At 65.0% G+C, this 20,434-nt stretch carries 16 protein-coding genes; 7 read left to right on the forward strand and 9 right to left on the reverse strand.

Going from position 1 to position 20,434, the window contains the following annotated elements; genetic code table 11:
• The first annotated feature begins 514 nt into the window (after positions 1–514).
• Entirely contained in the window at positions 515–1,879 is a 1,365-nt protein-coding gene (gene pepQ / locus LVJ94_40980; GenBank protein WXB03265.1) for a Xaa-Pro dipeptidase, read from the forward strand.
• Positions 1,880–1,886: 7 nt separating this feature from the next.
• Here the strand turns inward: pepQ and LVJ94_40985 are convergent, their stop codons facing one another.
• Both LVJ94_40985 and LVJ94_40990 read right to left on the reverse strand, forming a co-directional pair.
• Positions 1,887–2,897: a diguanylate cyclase gene (locus LVJ94_40985; protein WXB03266.1), complete on the reverse strand. Its 1,011-nt coding sequence runs from the start codon at positions 2,895–2,897 to the stop codon at positions 1,887–1,889.
• A gap of 265 nt (positions 2,898–3,162) precedes the next feature.
• The gene (locus tag LVJ94_40990; GenBank protein WXB03267.1) at positions 3,163–5,031 is read right to left on the reverse strand and encodes a hypothetical protein; all 1,869 of its coding nucleotides are present in this window, start codon (positions 5,029–5,031) and stop codon (positions 3,163–3,165) included.
• Positions 5,032–5,401: 370 nt separating this feature from the next.
• Here LVJ94_40990 and LVJ94_40995 point away from each other — a divergent pair, with 370 nt between their 5' ends.
• The 5 genes from LVJ94_40995 (at position 5,402) to LVJ94_41015 (ending at position 11,805) form a co-directional block, all read left to right on the forward strand.
• Positions 5,402–6,925, forward strand: coding sequence for a VWA domain-containing protein (locus tag LVJ94_40995; protein WXB03268.1), 1,524 nt, complete (start codon positions 5,402–5,404; stop codon positions 6,923–6,925).
• A 3-nt stretch (positions 6,926–6,928) separates the two neighbouring features.
• A complete protein-coding gene (locus tag LVJ94_41000; GenBank protein ID WXB03269.1) occupies positions 6,929–7,795 on the forward strand; it encodes a hypothetical protein in 867 nt (288 codons plus the stop codon).
• Between the two features lie 160 nt (positions 7,796–7,955).
• Positions 7,956–9,806 carry an OmpA family protein gene (locus LVJ94_41005; GenBank protein ID WXB03270.1) on the forward strand — a complete coding sequence of 617 codons (1,851 nt, stop codon included), beginning with the start codon at positions 7,956–7,958 and terminating at the stop codon, positions 9,804–9,806.
• Positions 9,807–9,935: 129 nt separating this feature from the next.
• On the forward strand, positions 9,936–11,219 hold the full coding sequence (locus LVJ94_41010; protein ID WXB03271.1) for an MYXO-CTERM sorting domain-containing protein: 1,284 nt from the start codon (positions 9,936–9,938) through the stop codon (positions 11,217–11,219).
• Positions 11,220–11,241: 22 nt separating this feature from the next.
• Complete coding sequence (locus LVJ94_41015; protein ID WXB03272.1) at positions 11,242–11,805, forward strand: Uma2 family endonuclease; 564 nt, start codon at positions 11,242–11,244, stop codon at positions 11,803–11,805.
• Here the strand turns inward: LVJ94_41015 and LVJ94_41020 are convergent.
• The 3 genes from LVJ94_41020 to LVJ94_41030 form a co-directional block, all read right to left on the reverse strand.
• A complete protein-coding gene (locus LVJ94_41020) occupies positions 11,802–12,275 on the reverse strand; it encodes a PA2169 family four-helix-bundle protein (GenBank protein ID WXB03273.1) in 474 nt (157 codons plus the stop codon). The genes LVJ94_41015 and LVJ94_41020 overlap by 4 nt on opposite strands.
• Positions 12,276–12,342: 67 nt before the next feature.
• Positions 12,343–13,314 (reverse strand): fatty acid desaturase, encoded by a 972-nt coding sequence (locus LVJ94_41025; protein ID WXB03274.1) that lies wholly within the window; start codon positions 13,312–13,314, stop codon positions 12,343–12,345.
• A gap of 111 nt (positions 13,315–13,425) precedes the next feature.
• Entirely contained in the window at positions 13,426–14,679 is a 1,254-nt protein-coding gene (locus LVJ94_41030) for a hypothetical protein (GenBank protein WXB03275.1), read from the reverse strand.
• Positions 14,680–14,745: 66 nt separating this feature from the next.
• Between LVJ94_41030 and LVJ94_41035 the strand changes: the two genes are divergently transcribed.
• Entirely contained in the window at positions 14,746–15,600 is an 855-nt protein-coding gene (locus LVJ94_41035; protein WXB03276.1) for a sulfurtransferase, read from the forward strand.
• A 175-nt stretch (positions 15,601–15,775) separates the two neighbouring features.
• Here the strand turns inward: LVJ94_41035 and LVJ94_41040 are convergent, their stop codons facing one another.
• The 4 genes from LVJ94_41040 to acnA all read right to left on the reverse strand — a co-directional run bounded on the left by LVJ94_41040 (position 15,776) and on the right by acnA (position 20,398).
• Positions 15,776–16,261 (reverse strand): hypothetical protein, encoded by a 486-nt coding sequence (locus tag LVJ94_41040; GenBank protein ID WXB03277.1) that lies wholly within the window; start codon positions 16,259–16,261, stop codon positions 15,776–15,778.
• 109 nt (positions 16,262–16,370) lie between these two features.
• Positions 16,371–16,754: a hypothetical protein gene (locus tag LVJ94_41045; protein WXB03278.1), complete on the reverse strand. Its 384-nt coding sequence runs from the start codon at positions 16,752–16,754 to the stop codon at positions 16,371–16,373.
• Positions 16,755–16,892: 138 nt separating this feature from the next.
• On the reverse strand, positions 16,893–17,507 hold the full coding sequence (locus LVJ94_41050; GenBank protein WXB03279.1) for a hypothetical protein: 615 nt from the start codon (positions 17,505–17,507) through the stop codon (positions 16,893–16,895).
• Positions 17,508–17,587: 80 nt separating this feature from the next.
• Positions 17,588–20,398, reverse strand: coding sequence for an aconitate hydratase AcnA (acnA, locus tag LVJ94_41055; protein ID WXB03280.1), 2,811 nt, complete (start codon positions 20,396–20,398; stop codon positions 17,588–17,590).
• Positions 20,399–20,434 lie beyond the last annotated feature (36 nt).

Below are 20,434 nucleotides of genomic sequence, written 5' to 3' on the forward strand. Positions count from 1 at the left end.
ATCCTCTGGAAAAACGGCGACCCATGGACGTGTCGTGGGACGCTCATCAAGCCACGTGTCTTCTCTTGGCCGGAGACGCGTGCCCGAGGATGACGGGGTGCCCTCGCCGAAGTCGTGAATGGGCGAGCCTCGATGGCGAACAACCATCGTGATCGCTCCACGAACCGCCGAGGCGGGTTCCGGACGCGCCGTGAAGCGTCCGGCCCCTTCGAATCGCACGATTCGAAAACGACGAGCACGGGCGCGCTCGCAGCAGGCAAGACGGTCGGATCGACGGATGGCTCCCACGAGCGATCCCCTGGCGTCCCCCAAATTCGCCACGTGGAAGCATGTTGCTGCCATGTTGGCCATCATCGTCGATCGACCAACCCGCGCGCTTCCTCGGAGGGCGATCCGGCAGGCACGACCCGAAAGGGACCTCGGCCACCGGACCGCCCCCGTGTATTTTTTTTGTGCCGTTTTCCGCAGGTGCTCGAGCTGCGCGCGCCGCGGATTCTTACGGTAAGCTGGAGGCGTGGACTCCTCTTCCCTGACCAGCCTTTATCGTCAACACATCGAAGACCTGAGCCAGCGCTATGGGAGAGCGCTCGCGGCGGCGGGATTCGATGGCATTGTCATTCACTCGGGAACGCTCCAGCTCAAAAGCCTGGTGGACGACCAATATTGGCCGCTCCGCCCGACCCCGCATTTCCAGCACTGGGTGCCCGTGTGCCAGCCGGATTGCGCCATCGTGTTGCAAGTCGGGAAGGCGCCGGTCTTCATCTGGACGCGGTCCACGAGCATGTGGGAAATCGCCCCGCGCCCCGAGACGGACCACTTCACGCACGTCATCGACATCGTCGAGCCCGAAGGTGCGGATGGCGTCAAAGCGCTGCTCCCTACGTCGGGCAAAATCGCCTTCGTCGGGGACGACCGCGCGCGAGCTGCGGCGTGGGGCTTCGACGACGAGCGGACCAACCCGAAGAAGCTCGTCGACGCACTCGACGAGCTCCGCACCACGAAGACCGACTACGAGATCGCGTGCGTCGGCGAAGCGAACCGGCGCGCCGCCGTCGGCCACCGCGCAGTGTTTCAGGCCTTCCGCAGCTCGGATCGCTCGGAGCTCGATCTGCACCTGCTCTACCTCGCCTCAACGGGCCAGGACGATCCCGAGACGCCCTACAAGAACATCGTGGCCCTCGGCCCTCACGCCGCCGTGCTGCACCACATCGCCTACGACAAGTGGGCCGTCTCGCGCAACGTCGAGTCGCTCTTGCTCGATGCGGGCGCAAGCTACCAGGGCTACTGCTCGGACATCACCCGCACCTGGGTGAAGGGTACCGGCGCCACGTCGTCGGCCTACCGCGGCCTCATCGAGGGCGTGGAGGCGATGCAGAAGCGGCTCTGCGACGCCGTCAAGCTCGGCACCGGCTACGAGGGGTTGCACGACGAGTCGCATCAGCAGGTCGCCGGCATTCTGCGCGACGTCGGGATCGGACGCGGCAGCGTCGACGCCCTCGTGTCGAAGGGCATCACGCGCGCGTTCTACCCGCACGGCCTGGGCCATTCGCTCGGGCTGCAAGTTCACGACGTGGGTTGCGCCACCGTGAAGCCGAAGGCGGAAAACCCGTTCCTCCGCAACACCTCGACCATCGGCGAACGCCAGGTCTTCACCGTGGAGCCGGGCATCTACTTCATCGCGGCCCTGGTGGAGAAGCTGCGCCAAAGCGCGGACGCGTCCCTCGTCGACTTCCGCCTCGTGGACGAATTGGCACCGCTCGGTGGCGTGCGCATCGAGGACAACGTCGTCGTCCTCGGCAAAGACGCCAAGCAGCCCGTGCTCAACCTCACTCGAGAACACCTTCCGCTGGGGGGGGGTTACGCGGAGGCGCTTTCGTAAGCGAGGTTCACCAGTAGGCGATGCGGTCCCGACCCGCGGCCTTGGCGCGGTAAAGGGCGGCGTCCGCGCGGCTCACGAGCTCGGCGCTTCCATAGCCTTCGCTTGGAAGTGCCGCGGCGACACCGGCGCTGAATGTAATGACGCGCGACGTACCATCGCGAAAGAGGTACGGCCGCTGCCGAAGCCTTTTCTGCAGTCGTTCGGCCACGTCGGCCGCGCGCTCCGCGTCGCAGGCACGCAACAAGAGCACGAACTCCTCACCACCGTAGCGAAAGGCCACATCTTCGCCCCGCAGCACGGAGCGCACGGCGGCTGCGAACTGCGTGAGCACGTGATCACCTGTCTCGTGCCCATAGGTATCGTTGACCGATTTGAAATGATCCAGGTCGACCATGACAATCGAGAACGGTTGATCATGCCGCTTCGAATACGCCGCCGCTTCACGGATGCGCGCTTCGAAGTGCCGTCGGTTGAACAGACCCGTGAGCGGATCGATCATCGCGTGAAGCTCGGCGAAGCGCAGGTCGTAGCGCAGACGCCGTTCGGCCCGTGAGCGCTCGCAGGCCGCGCGCACCTTCGCGGTGAGCACCGCGGTGGAGACCGGCTTCATGATGTAGTCGATCGCCCCGTATTCCACACCGCGTACGATGTCATCTTCCTCGGTCGCACTTGCCGTGACGAGGATGATGGGCGTCGTGGCCGCCGCGGGAATCCGTTTGATGTGACGAATGACGTCGAAGCCATTCAGCCCCGGCATCATGACGTCGAGGATGATGGCGTCGATCAGCTCTGGCTTGGCTAGAACATGCTCGACGGCCTCCCGCCCATCGACGGCCTCGAAGGTTTGAATGCCGCTGCGCGCGAGCGCACGAACGACAAGCCAACGCGCAGCGTCGTCGTCATCGACGACGAGTACGGCACCTACCGGAGGCACCGACAGTTGAACGCGCCGTTGGGTTGCGTCGTCGCTCGAGAGGATGCGCTCGGCGTCCGCTCGTTGGAGTGTTGATGAAAGCATAGGTGGAAATACCGCCGGATTTCCCCCCCCGACTTGGCCGCTACCCTTTGCAAACGGTATGCGCACTCAGAACTCGGAGTCCGCGCGGCGCCGGCCAGGCTGGGCCGGGAAAAACATTGTCAATTTACGGGGTTCCCGAGGGCATGTACGAATTCCACGACCTCTCCACACGTAATCCCACCGTGGCAAAATGCGGACCCGGTCCCGTACTCACGTGGCAAAATGGCCACCAATTCCGTTTTCCGTTTCACCAGGGAATATGGAATTAGCGCCCCGTCGTGGCCCCCGATTTTGGCGGTGCAGCCAACCACGCGCGCGTAGCCGCCTCGATGGTGAGATTGTCCGAGTGCAGGTCGACCGGCGAGCTCGACCCCAAAATCGACTCGAGAGCCCGCTCGGCATATCCGCGCACGATGGGGACCGGGTGAACCATCTGGCGCGCAATCGATTGCGCGGCATCTCGGAAGTGCATTTCGCCGAGGAGGTGCATGGCCACGGCTTGCTCGTGCGGCTTGCCCGATTCCAAAGTTGCGACGAGGGCATTCTGCGTCCAATCGGGATACAGAGCGTGAAGGCGCGCCTCGTCGTAGCGCTTTCCGTAGAGGCGCTGGACGTCTGAAAGCAACGTCGCCACGCTTTTGTTGGTGTGGCATAGCGCACATTCCAGCGGGCGATCGCGCTCGACGCGCACGGGATCGAGCGGGGAGCCGATGCGGTGATAGCGGGTGAGCGTGCCATCGAGCGACATGTTCTTCTTGGGCATGTGGCAGGCGATGCAGCGTCCTCCCTCGCCGTTGGGATCGTGCTTTGCGTGCGCGCGCAAGGCTTCACGTGATTCCAATTTGGCATGGCACGAGGTGCACATGGCGTTGCCCGCGTGCCCGCTGTCGAGATCGCGCGTGCGACCGCCGCTTTCGCGCGTGTGCGGCTCATGGCATGGAACGCAGGAGATGCGGCAGGCCCCGAGGAGCATGTCGCGCGCCTCGCCGCTGTTGATGTTGCTGCCGCCCGGCCCATTCACCGCCCCGCGCTGGCGCGTCCCCCCCTCCCACGTGTGCCCGTAGCCAGAAAAGAGCACCTGATGGCACCGCGCGCAGGTGCGGTTGACGAGCTCCTCGCGGCTCGGCGGCTCGCCCTGTTTGGCCATGCGAAGAAACGGTGCACGCGGCTCGAAGGTGGGGTGCACGCGCGGGTTGGACACGTGCTCCTTGGAGCCGCCATGGCACGACTCGCAGCCGATGCCGACTTCGATCAAGTGGCGCTCGCCGAAGTTCTCCCGCGTGGCCACGACGGCGCGGGCCGCGGCCTGCGGCGGCGCGAGATCGTCCCACGACTCGCCGGACGCACTGCCGTGGAGAACATCGACTTCCTTGGCCAGCACACGGCGAAACGCCGCGTCGTCGGTGACCACGAAGTTCCAGCGCTTCTCTTTGGGGAGCAAGGGGTCGACGACCTCGCCCTGGTAGCCGCGCGCCGCCGGCCCCGCGATCGCACCGAGGAAGCTCGAGAGGTACGGCGCTGTGTTGTGGCAGAAGATGCAGGTCTTTTGCCAGACCGGTCCCGCGCGCAGGCCATCGCGCTCGGGCAGCATCACGGAATAACCTTTGTAGCGAAGCTCTTTGCGCTTGTAGACGTACGACACGGGAAGCACCAGCTCGTCGCCGGAGGTGCCCGGCTCGCCGGGCCCGACTTTCAACGCAGAGGGGCGGCTCACATCGACGCCGGCGAAGTCCTCCCGGTAGTGCCCGCCGATGACCTTGGTCACGCGGTATTTATGGTCTCCGTAGCGCGGCGACGTGATCGACACGAAGCGCTCGACCCCAACGCGATCGAGACGCGCCGTATCCTCTTTGAACCGAAACACGGTGCCATCGAAGGGCGCCAGGATGCGCGCGTCCTTGGCCGGGCGGGTCATCTGATGCATCGCCGAGGCCTGCCACGCTGCGTGGATGTCCGCATGGCAGGGTTCGCAGGCGGCACTCCCCGCGTAATCGTCGCGCGTCACATTGCTCACGACGGAATGCCCGCCCGCCGCCACCGGTGCAGGCGCCCGCGATTCCGAGGACGGCCGGCACGTGGTGGAGGCCACCCCGCCCAGGGCAGAAAGACAGAGAAGCACGGTCCAGAAACGCATCGGCCGTCCACGCTAACGCAACATTCTATGGCCCGTCCTGGTCCGAAACTGCGTTACGGTCGAGCAGCGGCAGCGGAACCGGCTCTGGACTGAGGAGTCGATGGCAGATGAGGCCTACGAAGGCCACCAGGCCTTCGTGAATATGCCCGGCGAGGCCGGCGCGTTTGCCCATATCTCGCGCGTGGATCGCCCGACGTGGTCGCGATCCTTTCTCTCTGAACCACACATCGCGCCGGGCTCGCCGGCTTTATCTCGCTGCCGCGGTGCTCGCACGAGCATCACGCGTAAACGCGCGCGTTCAATCGAACGTTACCTCTAGATCCTTTTTCGCGGCCGCACGTTTCAAAGCGGAAAGTCGAAGGAGCGTGTCATGCCTGTGCCCCAGTGGTTACGGAGAGGGTCGTCTTTTGCCAAAAGTACGTTCGGGCGCTCGACGCGGGCCCGCCGCGGATTGGCCGCCTGCGCGGTCGTGCTTGCCGCCGGCGGATTGGTGCTCTTCCGCGCGCCCCATGGCGTGGGTGCGACCCCGGGTATCCCCTATGTCAGTCCGCCGCTCATCGCGGAGCCCGAGCTTCCGAAGCTTCCCCTCACCCCGCCCGCGACAGGAAGCAACGCGTCGACCTTTTCGGGGCCCGGTGCGCATGGATCCATCGCGTTGAGCCATTCGAAGGTGCTCGCGGATGCGCGGCAAACGCTCTACGCCGAGCTGCAGGTCCAAGCCGACAAGGAGGACCGAAAGGGCGTGCACGCACCGCTGTCGATCGCGGTGGTGCTCGACACGTCGGGCTCGATGAGCGGGGACAAGATCGAGCAGGCGAAGGAGTCGGTCATCAAGTTGATTCGCCAGATGGATGACGCCGACGAACTCGCGGTCATCCGCTATTCGGACGAAGCCTCGACGGTGGTGCCGCTCGGACGGGTGAGCGAGGTGCGCACGCAAGCCATCGCGCGCGTGAAGAACCTCGATGCCGACGGCGGTACGGCCATCCCGCGCGGCCTCGCGCTCGGCCTCAACCAGGTGAGCGCTCGCTCGAGTGAACGGGTGCGGCGCGTCATCCTGGTGAGCGACGGCCTCGATTCGACGCGCGCGCAAGCCGAGCGACTCGCGGCGAACAGCTTCGAGCGCGGCATCGTGGTTTCGTCCTTGGGCATCGGCCTGGACTTCGACGAGGGCTACATGTCGAGCGTGGCCAGCCGCGGGCACGGCAACTTCGGCTTCGTTAAAGACGCCCCCGCACTCGCGACGTTCTTGAAACGTGAGCTCGACGAGACGGCGAAAACCGTGGTCGAAAATGCCACGGTGCGGGTCACCCTTCCCCAGGGCGTCAACTTCCAGCGTGCCTCCGGTGCCGACGCACGCGCGCTCGGCAACGGTGAAGTCGAGCTCAAACTGGGTTCGCTGTTCGCGGGCGACGAGCGGCGCGTCCTGCTCGAAATGGAGAGCAACGGCACCTCCGGACGCGACACGATGAAGTTCCTCGCCCACGCGGCCTGGGATCGCGTCGGCGGCCAGCACGCCGACGTCGACGTGGCACCGCTCACCGTGGTGGCCACGAACGATCCCGCCGAGGTGGAGAAAGGGCGCGATCCCACGGTGCTTGCGAGCGCGGCCAGCGTGACGGCCTCGCGCCGTCAGATGGAGGCCGCCGAGGCGTACAACCGCGGCGACGTGCGCAAGGCCGAGGCCTTGGCCGAGCAGAGCATCGTCGATCTGCAGGCAGCGGCCACCGCAGCACCGGCCCCCGTCGCGGCGTCATTGGTCAACCAGGCGGGCTCGTACACCCGCGCCAAAAAGGGCTTCCACAGCTTTGCGCCGTCGAGCGTCGAGGCGAAGGAGCTGTCCAAGAGCGTCGTGCAGGACGAGGCCCGCAACATGGCACGAAAGGCCTATTGAGCCATGAAGAAGGCTCTCTTTCTCGGCGTGGCCGCGATCACCTTCGCGTCCGCGCCGCTCGCGGAACGATTCGGCCACGTGGGAGGCTCGCTCTTGTTGGTGGCCATGGGGGTGCTTCTCGCGTGGGCCGCCAGCGAGAGCACGAACGCGATGGCTGCGGGCTTCGGTGCCCTCGGAGCCTTCGGAGGCTCCGTGCTCGGCACCGTCTCGCCGGCCATCGGTGCCGCGGTCCTCACCGCGCTCGTGTACGCGGAGCGGACGACGCGCGTGCGCGAATCCGGGGCGCGCGTCATCCACGTCGGAGGCGCGCTGCTCGGCGGTGCGCTCGCTGGGACCGTGTCGGCGGCGTATGCCACGGCGCACCTCGAGGTGCGGGCGGTGGCCATCGTCGTCGCCGCGGTTCTCGTCCTGTTGCCATTGCTCATCGAGGCCGACGATCCGACCGCGCACGCACTCGAGGTGTGGTCGCGCGAACTCTCCGCCGGCACCGCGGCCGATGCCCTGCACCGCGGCGCCGACCTTCGGCGCACGACGGCCGACGCGCCGCTCGAGCGCGATGCTGCGCAACGTGTTTCGCAGACGTGGCGCTCGTTGTTGCGCCTGGCGGAGGCGCGCGGCCGTCTTCAGCGAAACACGCCATCGACGGATGACAAAGACACCACGAAGGCGGCCGTGGTCGAGATGCTCGATCATCGGATTTCGGAACACGTGGCGGCGCTCACCCGAGCCTATACCGCCGTGGACACCGTACATGCAGCTACCGTTGGGCTGGACGATGCCGCCTTGCGTGGGGTTGACACCGTCGGCGAGTCGCTGGAGGAGGCCAGTCAGGCGCTCGTGGAGGTGCGTGAAGGCGTCGCCAAATCTTGAAAAAATAAGCGGATATCAGGGGATATTCACCTTCATAAAGCCATAAACATGACATTTTTGTAGTTGCATAATATCGTCGCCCCCGAGCTACACTCCCCATGAGGTCGCTCAAGCAGTTTCATACCAGGCTCGGGGTTGATCATCCCCCTCGTGGAGGAACATGCGACTACGCTCCCTTGCTTCGACTGTTTCATCGTTCGCGCTGCTGTTAACAGGTCTCGCCTACTCCACGCCCGCTGCCGCACAGGCCAAAGGTTTCGCGCTCGATCGGTTCGACCCGTCGGAGCGTGGCAGCGAATGGTTCGTCCTCGACACCCTCGACATGAGGGGGAAGGTCCGACCGGCCTTCGGCGTCGTGGGGGAATGGGGGCGCAAGCCCCTGTCGGTGTACGACAAGGCCAATGACGACAAGGAGCTCGGCTCCATTGTCGAGAACCAGTTCTTCGTGCACGTCGGCGGGTCACTCGCCTTGGCCGAGCGCATTCGCCTCGGCGTCAACTTGCCCATCGCCGCGTACCAAAACGGCGACAAGATCACATCGAACGGGCGTGAGTTCACCCCGCCGGAGTCGGCCCTGGGCGATCTGCGCCTCAGCGCCGACCTACGGCTTTTCGGGCGCTACGGCGGGCCGATCACCGCGGCCCTCGGCGCCTCGGTGTACCTGCCCACCGGCGATCAGGACAACTACACGAGCGACGGGAAGACCCGTGTGCAGCCGCACGTGAACGTGGCCGGCGACATCGGGCTCTTCGCGTACGCCTTGAAAGGCGGCTTCAACTACCGCCCGCTCGACGACGAGTATGCCCAGGGAAAGAGGCTCGGTAGCGAGATTTTCGGCGCGGTGTCGGCCGGTCTTCGCCTGGCCAACAAGAAGCTGCTCATCGGTCCGGAGCTCTATGGCAGCACCGTGGTGACGGACGAGAAGTCGTTCTTCAAGAAGCGGACGACGCCCGCAGAGGTCATGCTCGGCCTGCACTACACGGCCGGTGACTTCCGAGTCGGCGCCGGCGTCGGCACCGGCGTGTTCGCCGGCTCTCGCGGGTGGGGCTCTCCGCAGTTTCGCGGGTTGCTGAGCCTCGAGTGGATGCCCGCCTACACCGAGGACTCCGACGGAGATGGTGTGCCGGACGGCGAAGATGCATGTCCGACGCAGCCCGGTGTGAAGACGAACGACCCGAAGACCAACGGCTGCCCGCCGGTCGTGGCCCCGGCCGATCGCGACTCCGACGGCATCGTGGACAGCGAAGACGCATGCCCCGACGTTCCCGGTGTGAAGACGAACGACCCGAAGACCAACGGCTGCCCGGCCGACAAGGACGGCGACGGCGTCTACGACCGCGATGACGCGTGCATCGACGTTCCGGGCGTGAAGACGAACGATCCCAAGACCAACGGTTGCCCGCCCGACAAGGACGGCGACGGCGTCTACGACAAGGAAGACGCGTGCGTCGACGTGCCTGGCGTGAAGACCAGCGATCCCAAGACCAACGGTTGCCCGCCCGATCGTGACAAGGACGGCATCGTCGACAACTTGGACGCGTGCCCGGATCAACCCGGTCCGTCGGATCCCGATCCGAAGAAGAACGGTTGCCCCGCCGCACGCATCGAAGCGGGTCAGATCAAGATCATCCAGCAGGTGAAGTTCAAGACCAACAGCGCGACGATCGTCGAGAGCGACGCGATTCTGAACGCGGTCTTGGCGGTCCTGAAGGAGCACGCGGAGATCAAGAAGATCCGCGTCGAAGGCCACTCCGACAACACGGGCAAGGCTGCCTACAACAAGACCCTGAGTCAGAAGCGCGCGGCCTCTGTAGCCAAATGGCTCAGCGACCACGGCATCGACAAGAAGCGCGTGATCGCGAAGGGTTGGGGCCAGGAGAAGCCCATCGACACGAACAACACGGAAGAAGGCCGCGCGAACAATCGCCGCGTCGAATTCCACATCGAAGAGACCCCGGAAGCACCCGCGAAGGCTGAGAAGGCGCCGAAGGCACCGAAGAAGAAGAAGTAATTCGCGCGGTTGTGTTAAAGTCCACTTCGGCTTCATCGGGAGCCGGAGTGGACTTTTCTCTTTAACCCCCGTTTGCCTTCTCGCGAACCGACGCGGGGAGCAGAACCGCTTCAAGTAAGGGAGGTTCAAATGATCGCTTCTCGTTGGATCGCGCTTTCTTCCGCCATTGCGATGGCGGCAGCCACGTTCACGATGGCCACGGCAGCCCGCGCGGCAGTGTGCACGTCCGATCCCGAGTGCGCGGCCGCCACCCCGAACACGCCCCATTGCAACAACAACGTGTGCGCGCAGTGTTCCAACGATAGCCACTGTGCGGCGGCAGGCACGCGAACGCCGAAGTGCCTTCCCACGGGCATCTGCGGATGCACGGACGACAAGAGCTGCGGCGGCGAGAACTCCGGATTGATTTGCACGGGAACGTCACCCGCCGCGGGGACGCCCCCGTATTGCGTGACGGGCTGCGCGGTCGATGGCGATGCCGGTCCGCGCAACGAATGCCCGACGGGCTACACGTGCAGCCAGACGAATGGGACCGTGGGGCAGTGCCAGCGGGCGTGCATCGTCCTGGCCAACGAGTGCCCCACGTCGAACCCGGTCAACCAGTGCAAGATCATCACGCTGCCCAACCTTGGCGATTGCGTGGAGTGCCGGACCAACGGCGAATGCAACGGCCGCCCGGGCGCCGAAATCTGTCGTGTGTCGTCGAACTCGTGCGTCCAATGCGTGACGAACGCCGACTGCACCGGCAAGGCGAACGGCCCCATCTGCCGCACGGGTTCGAGCTGTGGGTGCAACGTCGATACGGATTGCGGAACGGGCCGAATCTGCGAAGCCACCACCAAGGTTTGCCTGGCGGGGTGCCGGGGAAGCGGCGGCGTCGACGGCGGCGGCAATTGCCCGCCCGGAACGACCTGCAACGCCAGCGGAGGCGGCTCGGGCCAATGCGTTCCCGTCAGCGACGGCGGCACGGACGCGGGCGACGCCGGAAGCGACGGCGGCACCGGCGATGGCAGCGTGGGCGACGGCAGCGCCGGCGATGGCGGAGAAGAAGACGGCGGAGAGGAAGACGGCGGAGAGGAAGACGCAAGCGCCGATGGCAGCACCGGCGATGGCAGCGTGGAGGATGGCAGCACGGGCGATGGCAGCACCGGCGATGGCGGCGCCGATGGCGGTGGCGATGCCGCCGACGCAGGCCGGTCCGATGCAGGAGACGGCGGCAGTGGCAACGATGCAGGCGACAACAATGGCAATTACATGACGTCGCTCGAGGGAGGCGGCTGCGATTGCTCGGTGGTGCCGTCGGAAGACTCGCTGCCAATTGGCGGGCTGCTCGCCGTGGGCGGGTTCTTCGCGTTCTTCACGCGGCGACGCGCGCGGAGCCCGAAGAAGGACGAGGGCACCGACCAGCCGTAGCTCGGCGCGCTATACTGGGCGAATGGGCGACCCGGCGCGAAAGAAAGCGACCTACGAGGATATCCTCGCGCTCCCGGAAGGGATCACGGGCGAAATCCTCGGGGGCGTGCTGCATACGCGACCTCGGCCACGGGTGAAGCACGCAAACGCGGGCTCGGCGTTGGGGGCTCTCATTATGGGCCCCTTCAAATTTGGCCGCGGTGGTCCTGGCGGCTGGGTCATCCTGGACGAGCCCGAACTGCACGCCCCCGCCGGCGATATTGCGGTCCCGGATCTCGCCGGATGGCGTCGGGAACGCATGCCGGAGCTTCCGGACGTCCTGTACATCGAGCTTTGCCCTGACTGGGTCTGCGAGATCCTCTCCCCTTCCACCGCCGTGCTGGACCGACGAGAAAAGATGCCCTTTTACCTGCAGTGGGGCGTACGGCATCTCTGGCTCGTCGACCCTGCCCTCCACACCTTGGAAATCTACCGCGCGGAGCATGAGCGCTGGATGCTTCTCGGCACCTGGTCCGAAAACGATGTGCTGCGCGCGGAGCCGTTCGACGCCATCGAGCTCGAGCTCGGCCTCCTCTGGCAGCGCTAGAGGCAGGGCAGAATCGTTTCGCCTTTGGGCGTCATGGTGATGCGGCGCTCGAGCCACTCGCGGTGTTGGCGCTCGTCGTCGAGGTAGCGTGCGAGGAGCAGGCGCAGCGGCTGCGCGTAGGAGCCCGTGCCGGCCCGCGCGTAAACATCGTTCGTCTCCTGCTCGTTGCTGCACATGGCGCCGAGCACGGCATCGTCCCCCATGAAGCCGCCGATGACGACCTTGCCCTTGGCCACGATGCGGCGCAGATCGGCATGGTCCACCGGCCGGCCGCCGTTCTGCCGCACGAAGAAGGCGAGCTTCTCGATGTGGCGCTGGTGATCCTCGACGAAACGCCGCAACGTCCGCTGGTCCTCGTCCACGGACAGGCGGGGAATGGCCGCCTCGTACGCTTCGATCGCGTCGTAGTCGGCCACGATCAGTCGATTGAGCGTGACGACGAGCTCACTGTCGATGGTGGGTACGACCATGTGCAGCACCCTGGTGCCGCCCAGACGCTCGCGCAAGCTAAGCCGTAGCTCAGCCAGAAAGATCCATTCAGATCATCTGCGCATTGATGCCGGCTTCGACCGCTTCACCTACGGACTCCGACCGAACCTTGCGAACCTTCTCCCCCGTCGGCGGGTCGAACGGCGCACGGCCGATCTGCTTGCTGCCGAGGCTGGGAACGACGACCGAAAGGAAATACTGACGGAAAACCCACCACCAGAAATTCGATTCACGCAGCTCGGGGTGAATCTGCTCCTTGATCTTCGCGTACGCGGCCGGCAGCTCGCTCCAATGCGTGCTCGCACTCTCGTGGTGCGCGGTGTGGAGGCCGTTGTTGAAGAGGAGGAAGTTCAGAAGACGCCCATCGAAGGTGCGCGAGTGGTTGTGCGCCGACCAAGGATCGGTGTGGACGTGCTGACCATAGTTGAAGAACGTCAGCGTCCAGAGCGAGAACAACGCAGGACCACCCAGCGTGCAGAACCACACGAAGAGGCCCGTCTTCAACCCGTGCATCATGCATGCAATGCTGATTGCAGTGACATGGCCGCCGAAGAAGACGACGTACTGCGTGACAATCTGTCGATACAGCTTCGGGTTGTTCTTCTTGGCCTTCTTGATGAACTCACCAATCGGGAACGATTGATAATACGACGTCACGAAGAAGTACGTGATGGCGACCAGGGCGTTGTTGCGGTTCGTGTGGCGCCAAGTAATGGTCGCATCGCCCACTTTGTTCACGTACTTGTGGTGATTCAAGTTGTGCGTGGGGATCCACACGAAGGTGGGGTAGCCGTAGAAGAACGAGATCCAATTCGAGAAGATCGAATTGGCCCGCTTGCTCGAGAACGTCGGCACGTGGTTGTGGTTGTGCGCGATCACGCCTGCCGCCACGGCGAAGTAAACGCTGACCCACCACATTTTGGGAATCAGCTCGGGGTTTCGATATTGGACCAGTGCCACCACGGGCATGACCAAAACCCAGAGAATCGTGCGATAGTCGGCGGCGTTACGCGGTAGCATCCAAACCTCGGTTAAGTTCGCGCGGGAGCATAGCCTCTCCGGCCACGCATGGCGAGGACGCGAGCGTCACGAGATCATCATGCGCGAGAGCGAAATGATTTTCGCAGCGATCTACTTTTCCCAGTCGTCGAAGTGAATTTCGACGGCGTTCGCGTTGTTCGAGCTCACACCACCGGCGATGGCACTCGGCGGCGGCGAAAAGCCGAGGGGCGCGAAGATGGACAGCTCGCGCTCCCCCATGCCGGAAAGATGTGCGATGAGGTCTTCCTTCTTCACGTAGACCTCCTCGCGCCGGCCGGCGTCGTTTTCCATTTTGAGCGAGAGCTCGCGCGGGTTGGGACTGCGACGCGAGATCTCCGCCACCATCGGGCCGAGGAAACGCACGACGCGTTCAACCAACATGATGGCGAGATCATTCTCGAAGACGTCTTCGCCTTCCAGCTTGAGCCCCAAGAGTTTCTCGCGCTGCTCCAACATCGGATCCACCGCCGCGCGGAGGCTTTGCCAGAGACGCGACAGGTGCATCTTGTCGCCCGTATCGACGGGTGCGGGCAGTGCCTCGGGGCCCTCCTCGGAGGGGTGGCTCACCTCGGCGGCGAGCTCGCTGCCATCACGCCGCATGGTGAAGATGAGTGCGTCGCGCTCGTGAATCCTGCGGCGCAGACGGATCTCCGCCGTCGAATCGGTAAGGTCGAAGCTGCTCACCAGGTGGTCGTCGACCTGGACGAGCTCGGGTTGGGACGATCGGCGAAAGAGGCTCTTTCGTACACCGACCATGAGGTTCACGCCTTGGGCGAAATCGCCCACGCGCCGGGGCTGCTGCCATTTGGCGTCGGCTTTGGACGCGCCCAGCTCGTAAAAGGAGACGATGCCGTCCGGGTTGGTCAGCACGCACGACATGACGTAGCGGCCATCCCACCGCGACTTGATGACCGCGTCGAGGATGGGCAGAGGTCCGGTGGTGAGGAAGCCTTCGAGCGCGAGCCGGATTTCGCCGCGACGCCGCTCGACCTCGGCACGCACTTGAGCCTGCTCACGCTCATTGGTCGCGGTGGTGGTACGGCGCGCATCTTCGAGAAGCCGAACGGCGTGCTCGACGACTTGAAGTGCGTAGTCCGCGGTCTGCCGTTGGGTCGCGCGACGCGCACTCTCCTGAATGCCCGCGATGACCGATTCATGAAAGGTCTCGAGCTCGTCGAGCGATTTCACGCGCGCCGCAGCCGCACTGGCTGTGGTGCTCTCCAGGCTGCGCGCCTCGGATTCGAGCTTGACCACCTTGGTGGCCGCCGCCATGAACCTCTCGAGCGTGGCGAGAAAGTTGAACGTGTGGGGGAACGGAGCCGAATCGCCGTAGAGATACCTCATGAATTGCCCCTACGAGAGACCGTATCATGCCGCCGCGTTGCGGCTAACCATGTCGAGCTCGAGGCCATGAAAATGAAAGACGTTCGCGCGGAATACCTGACCGATGTTCGTTGGCTCTCCAATGAAGGAGCAAAGGATTCTTCCGTTCGCATCATCGATGCGCGTTGGTACCTCCAGGGCAAAGACGGGCGCGAGGAATACGCGCGCGGGCACATTCCCGGCGCCGTGTTCGTGGCGCTCGAAGACATCACCGCGGACGAAGGGCCGGGGCGCCATCCCATTCCGAGCGCAGAGAAATTCGCCGAGGCGATGCGCGCGGCCGGCGTATCGAAGGAGACGCAGGTCATCGCGTACGACGATGCCGGCGGTTCGATTGCCGCGCGTCTCTTGTGGCTTTTGCGGCGATTCGGTCACGCGAAGGCGGCCGTGCTCGATGGCGGCCTCGCCGCGTGGACGGCGGCGGGACATCCTCTGACGACGGAGGTGCCGGCCATCGCGCGCGGCACCTTCGAGCCGAACGCCGATCCGCGCATCGTGTCCGTGGACAAGGCGCACGTGGATGCAGCCCGCGCGCGCGGGGACTCGCTCGTCCTAGATGCGCGCGCAGCCGAGCGTTACCGCGGTGACCTCGAGCCGATCGATGCGCGCCCCGGGCACATTCCGGGTGCGAAGAGCGCGCCGTGGTCACTCAACATGCGCGAGGGGCGCTTCCGCAGCAATGCGGACCTGCGCTCGCACTACGAGGCATTGGGGGCGGGCCGCGCCAAGGAGATCATCGTGTACTGCGGCTCCGGCGTGACCGCGTGCCACGATTGGCTCGCGCTCGAGTTGGCCGGCTTCGATCGGGTGAAGCTCTACGAGGGAAGCTGGAGCGACTGGGCCCGCGACCCGAGCCTGCCCGCTCAGAAAGGCGACGAGTGAGCCATGGTCGAGCCCGGTGGGATATGTCACTTGCACACTGCAAGTGACATATCCACATCGGGTTTCTCCACAGGAAGCGCATATCCTGTGGATAACTAGTGTGGAGAATTGCCACGCATGGACTTACTTGAAGCGTACAAATCAACGAAAATCGCAACGGGAGTGGAAAACCCGCTCATTCGCAGTACCTGACGGGGGACGCCATCCCGCAGTAGCCCTCGTAGCAGTAGCGATTGCCGGTGCTCATATCGAAGCAACAGCGTTCTCCGCGCGCTCCACATGGAACATCGCAGGTGTATCCATTGCACCGCGCACCGGTAGCACATGATCCCCAGACGCCACCGCAGCAGGGCTGGCCCAGCTGCCCACACGCGCTGCAGTAGCCATTCTCGCATTGGTAGCCCTCGTTGCACGACGGGCTATCGCAGCAAGCTTGCCCCTCACCTCCGCACGACGACGCGTCGTTCGTCGATGCGTCCGCATCGTCCCCCGACGCAGTCGGATCGCGACGTACCGGGGTCTCGTGCGATGGCCCTCCTTTGCCAAGCGAGTCGTTGGCGCGCTCGGGCGTCGCATCCGACGGCTCGCTGGAATTGCATGCGATGCTCCCTGCGACGCCCGCCACGATGAGCGCCGCGGTCCATTTCAATCCTCGTTTCATCGTTCACCTCCAAGAGAGAGCGTCGCGCACAGCCGATGCTCTCTCTTGGTTTGGCGGCTGACATGGGCTTCTGTCACCACGCGCCATCGATTGGCGGAAAATCCGCGAATCACTGGCAGTGCGCGGGAGGAGGGAACGGGGCGCAGGTGCTGCCGTCGTAGCAGTGGCCCACGCCGGTGGCATCGCGGCAGCAGCTTTCCCCTCGGAGTCCACACGGTGTATCGCAGACGCCCGATGCATTGCACCGCGCACCGATGGTGCAAGACCAACCGTCGCAGCAGGGCTGGCCAAGCTCTCCGCAGGTCGGGTCTGCGTCGTCCGTCGTGGCCGCACGCGCACCTGACGCCAACGCCTCGTGCGATGCCTGCTCGCTTTGGCCAAGCGAATCACTGACGCGATCCGGTGCCGCACCCGACTCGCTCGAACCACACGCCATGCTCCCCGCGACGCCAACCAGGACCAGCAGCGCGGTCCATTTGAATCCAAATTGCATTTCGACCTCCTTGCTCATTCGAATTGGAGCGAGGAGGTTTCTTCCATCACCGGTGCGGCCGATTGGCGCCTCAGGCTCGTTTTTCGTCGTCCTAAGCTGCAATCAGTGACGGATCCAGCCCATGCCAGTGGAGTCGACTCACCAACGCGGGCAGCCCGGGGTTCCGATGCACGTACAGTGGTTGCCGGAGCAACGATAGAGTGGCTCGTCGTTGCATCGCATGCCGTCGCAGCAGGGTTGCAGGTCGCCCCCGCATGCAAAGCACTTGCCCTCGCTGCAGATGCCGCCATAGCAAGCCTCGCCGGTCGAGCAGCACCGTTCCCCGGGCGCACCGCAATATGGCGAGCAGTACGAATCTTGGGCGAGGTCCGTCACGCAGCCCAAATCGCCGTCGCACGCGAAGCCTCCATCGCTCGTGACGCAGCAAGGTTCCCAACTACCGCCGCACGCGCCTGCATCGCCCGCCGCCGCGTCCACGACCTGTGCATCTTGCTCGATGCCGCTGTCGATCGGCCCATTGCCGTCGGTTCCCGCATCCGCGGCACGTGCATCCGTTTCGGCCGCAGCGTCCGACGCAACCGTTGCATCCGCGGCTGCATCGTCCTCCCCCTGCGACCCTTGCTTGACGGAGCCATCGCTCGGGTCATGGCCAAGCTCGGACGGGCTCCGATGCGTTGTCTCTTGGGTACCGCACGCGATGGCGCCGCCCCCCACCACCATCCACACCAGGGCCCACCTGCGTATTCGCTTCATCGCGGACGACCTCCTTGCCCACTTCGAATTGGGGCAAGGAGGTCACGTCCATCACCGGGACCGCCGATTGGCGCGCGGAGCTAGTTTTTCGTCGCGAGGAGCTGGCGCAACACGAACGGGAGGATACCGCCGTGTTGGTAGTAGTGGATCTCTTGCGGCGTATCGATGCGGACCGTGGCGACGAACTCGCGCACGATGCCGTCGGCACGCTTTGCCTTCACGGTGAGCTCGCGGCCGTGCGTGAGGCCGGTGGCCAGGAGGGCGGGGAGGCCGTCGATGTCGAAGACCTCTTCGCCGGTGAGGCCGAGCGACTGCGCGCTATCGCCTGCGCCGAACTGCAGCGGCAGGATGCCCATGCCCACCAGGTTGCTGCGGTGGATGCGCTCGTAGCTCTCCGCGATGACCGCGCGCACGCCGAGGAGCTTCGGCCCCTTTGCCGCCCAGTCGCGCGAGGAGCCCGACCCGTATTCCTTGCCGGCGAGAACGACCAGCGGAACGCCTTCGTTCTGGTAGCGCACCGACGCGTCGAAGATGCTCATCTGCTCGCCGTCGGGCAGATGGCGGGTGACGCCGCCTTCGGTGCCGGGGGCCAGCTGGTTGCGCAGGCGGATGTTGGCGAAGGTGCCGCGCACCATGACCTCGTGGTTGCCGCGGCGGGCTCCGTACGAGTTGAAGTCCTTCGGTGCGACGCCGTGCTCGATGAGGTACCTGCCCGCGGGACCATCCTTGCGGATGCTGCCCGCCGGGGAGATGTGGTCCGTCGTGATGCTGTCGCCGAGCAGCGCCAGCACGCGCGCCCCGCGAATGTCGATGACCGGCGCCGGCTTCTCGGGCAGATCGACGAAGTACGGCGGGTGCTTCACGTACGTCGATTTGTCGTCCCAGCCATAGAGATCGCCCTCGGGGATCTTCAGGCCCTGCCAGGCTTCGTCGCCGGCGAAGACCTCCGCGTACACCTTCTGGAACGATCCGGATTTCACGGCCTCGAGCACCGTGTCCTGGATCTCCTTCTGCGACGGCCAGATGTCCGCCAAGAACACCGGCTTGCCTTGCACGTCCTCGCCGATGGGCTCGTGCGTCAGGTCGATGTCCATGCGGCCCGCCAGGGCGTAGGCCACGACGAGCGGCGGCGAGGCGAGGTAGTTCGCGCGAACCTCCGGGTGCACGCGGCCCTCGAAGTTGCGGTTGCCGCTGAGGACCGCCGCCACCATGAGGTTCCCCTCCTCGATGGCCTTCGAGACCGGGGGCGGGAGTGGGCCGCTGTTGCCAATGCAGGTGGTGCAACCGTAGCCGACGACGTTGAAGTGCAGCTTCTCCAGGTACGGGAGCAGACCGGCCTGGGTCAGGTACTCGGTGACGACTTTCGATCCTGGGGCCAGGCTCGACTTGACCCACGGCTGCACGGTGAGGCCGCGCTCGACGGCCTTCTTGGCGAGCAAGCCCGCGGCCATGAGCACCGACGGGTTCGACGTGTTCGTGCAGCTCGTGATGGCCGCGATGACCACCGCGCCATGTTGGAGTTCTTGCACCGCCTCCTCGATGGCCGTCTTGCTCTCGGGCGGCAAGGGAATGGCCGGCTCGGTGGCCGAGGCTTTCGCACCGACGGCCGCACCACCACCGCCCTCCGTCTTGAGCGCGGCCATCTGCTTGTCCGGCACCGTGGGCTGCGTGCGGGCGAGCATGACCTTGAGTGCGTCGTCGAACGACTTCTTCGCGTCGCTCAGACGTACGCGGTCTTGCGGACGCGTGGGGCCGGCGAGGCTGGCTTCCACTGTGCGCAGGTCGAGCTCCAACGTGTCGGTGTAGTTCGCGGCAGGCGTGTCCTTCGTGTGGAAGATGCCCTGCTCCTTGGCGTACGCCTCGACGAGCGCAATCAGCGACTCGGGGCGGCCGGAGAGGCGCAGGTAGCGCAGCGTCTCTTCGTCGACGGGGAAGATGCCGCAGGTGGCGCCGTACTCGGGCGCCATGTTCGCGATGGTCGCGCGATCGGCGAGCGGCAGCGCGGCGAGGCCTTCGCCGTAGAACTCGACGAACTTACCGACGACACCCTTGCGGCGGAGCATCTGCGTGACGGTAAGCACGAGATCGGTCGCCGTGGTGCCCTCGGGCAGCTGGCCGTGAAGGCGGAAGCCGATGACCTGCGGAATGAGCATCGACACGGGCTGGCCAAGCATCGCGGCCTCGGCCTCGATACCGCCGACACCCCACCCGAGGACGCCGAGGCCGTTGATCATCGTGGTGTGCGAGTCGGTTCCGACCAAGGTGTCCGGATAGGCCTCGGCGCGCTTGCCGTTCTTGCCGACGTCCTTCGTGGTGAACACCACGCGGGCGAGGTACTCGAGGTTCACTTGGTGCACGATGCCGGTATCCGGCGGCACCACGCGGAAGTTCGAGAACGCCGTCTGGCCCCAACGCAAGAACTGGTAACGCTCGTGGTTGCGATCGAACTCCAAGTCCGCATTCTGCTTGAGCGCGAGGTTCGTCCCGAACGAGTCGACCTGCACGGAGTGGTCGATGACCAACTCGACGGCCTGAAGCGGGTTGATCTTCTTGGGGTCGCCGCCCATCTTGCGCATGGCATCGCGCATGGCCGCGAGGTCGACGATGGCGGGAACGCCGGTGAAGTCCTGAAGGAGCACGCGGCTCGGGGTGAAGGCGATCTCCCGATTCGGCTCGGCCTTCGCCTGCCAATTGGCCAGCGCCTCGATGTCCTCGGCGCGCACGGCGGTTCCATCTTCGGTGCGGAGCAGGTTCTCGAGGAGGATCTTGAGCGCGTAGGGGAGCTTTTTCCACGACGGGTATTTCGCGTCGAGTGCGCTCAAACGGTAAATCGTGAATTCCTCGTCGTGGACCTTGAGTATCGATTGACTGCCAAAGCTGTTCGCTGACATCGCCTGCTCCTTCAAATCCGTAATTTGTAAGGTACG

The sequence above is a fragment of the Sorangiineae bacterium MSr11367 genome, assembly GCA_037157805.1.
Lineage (GTDB): Bacteria > Myxococcota_A > Polyangia > Polyangiales > Polyangiaceae > Pendulispora > Pendulispora rubella.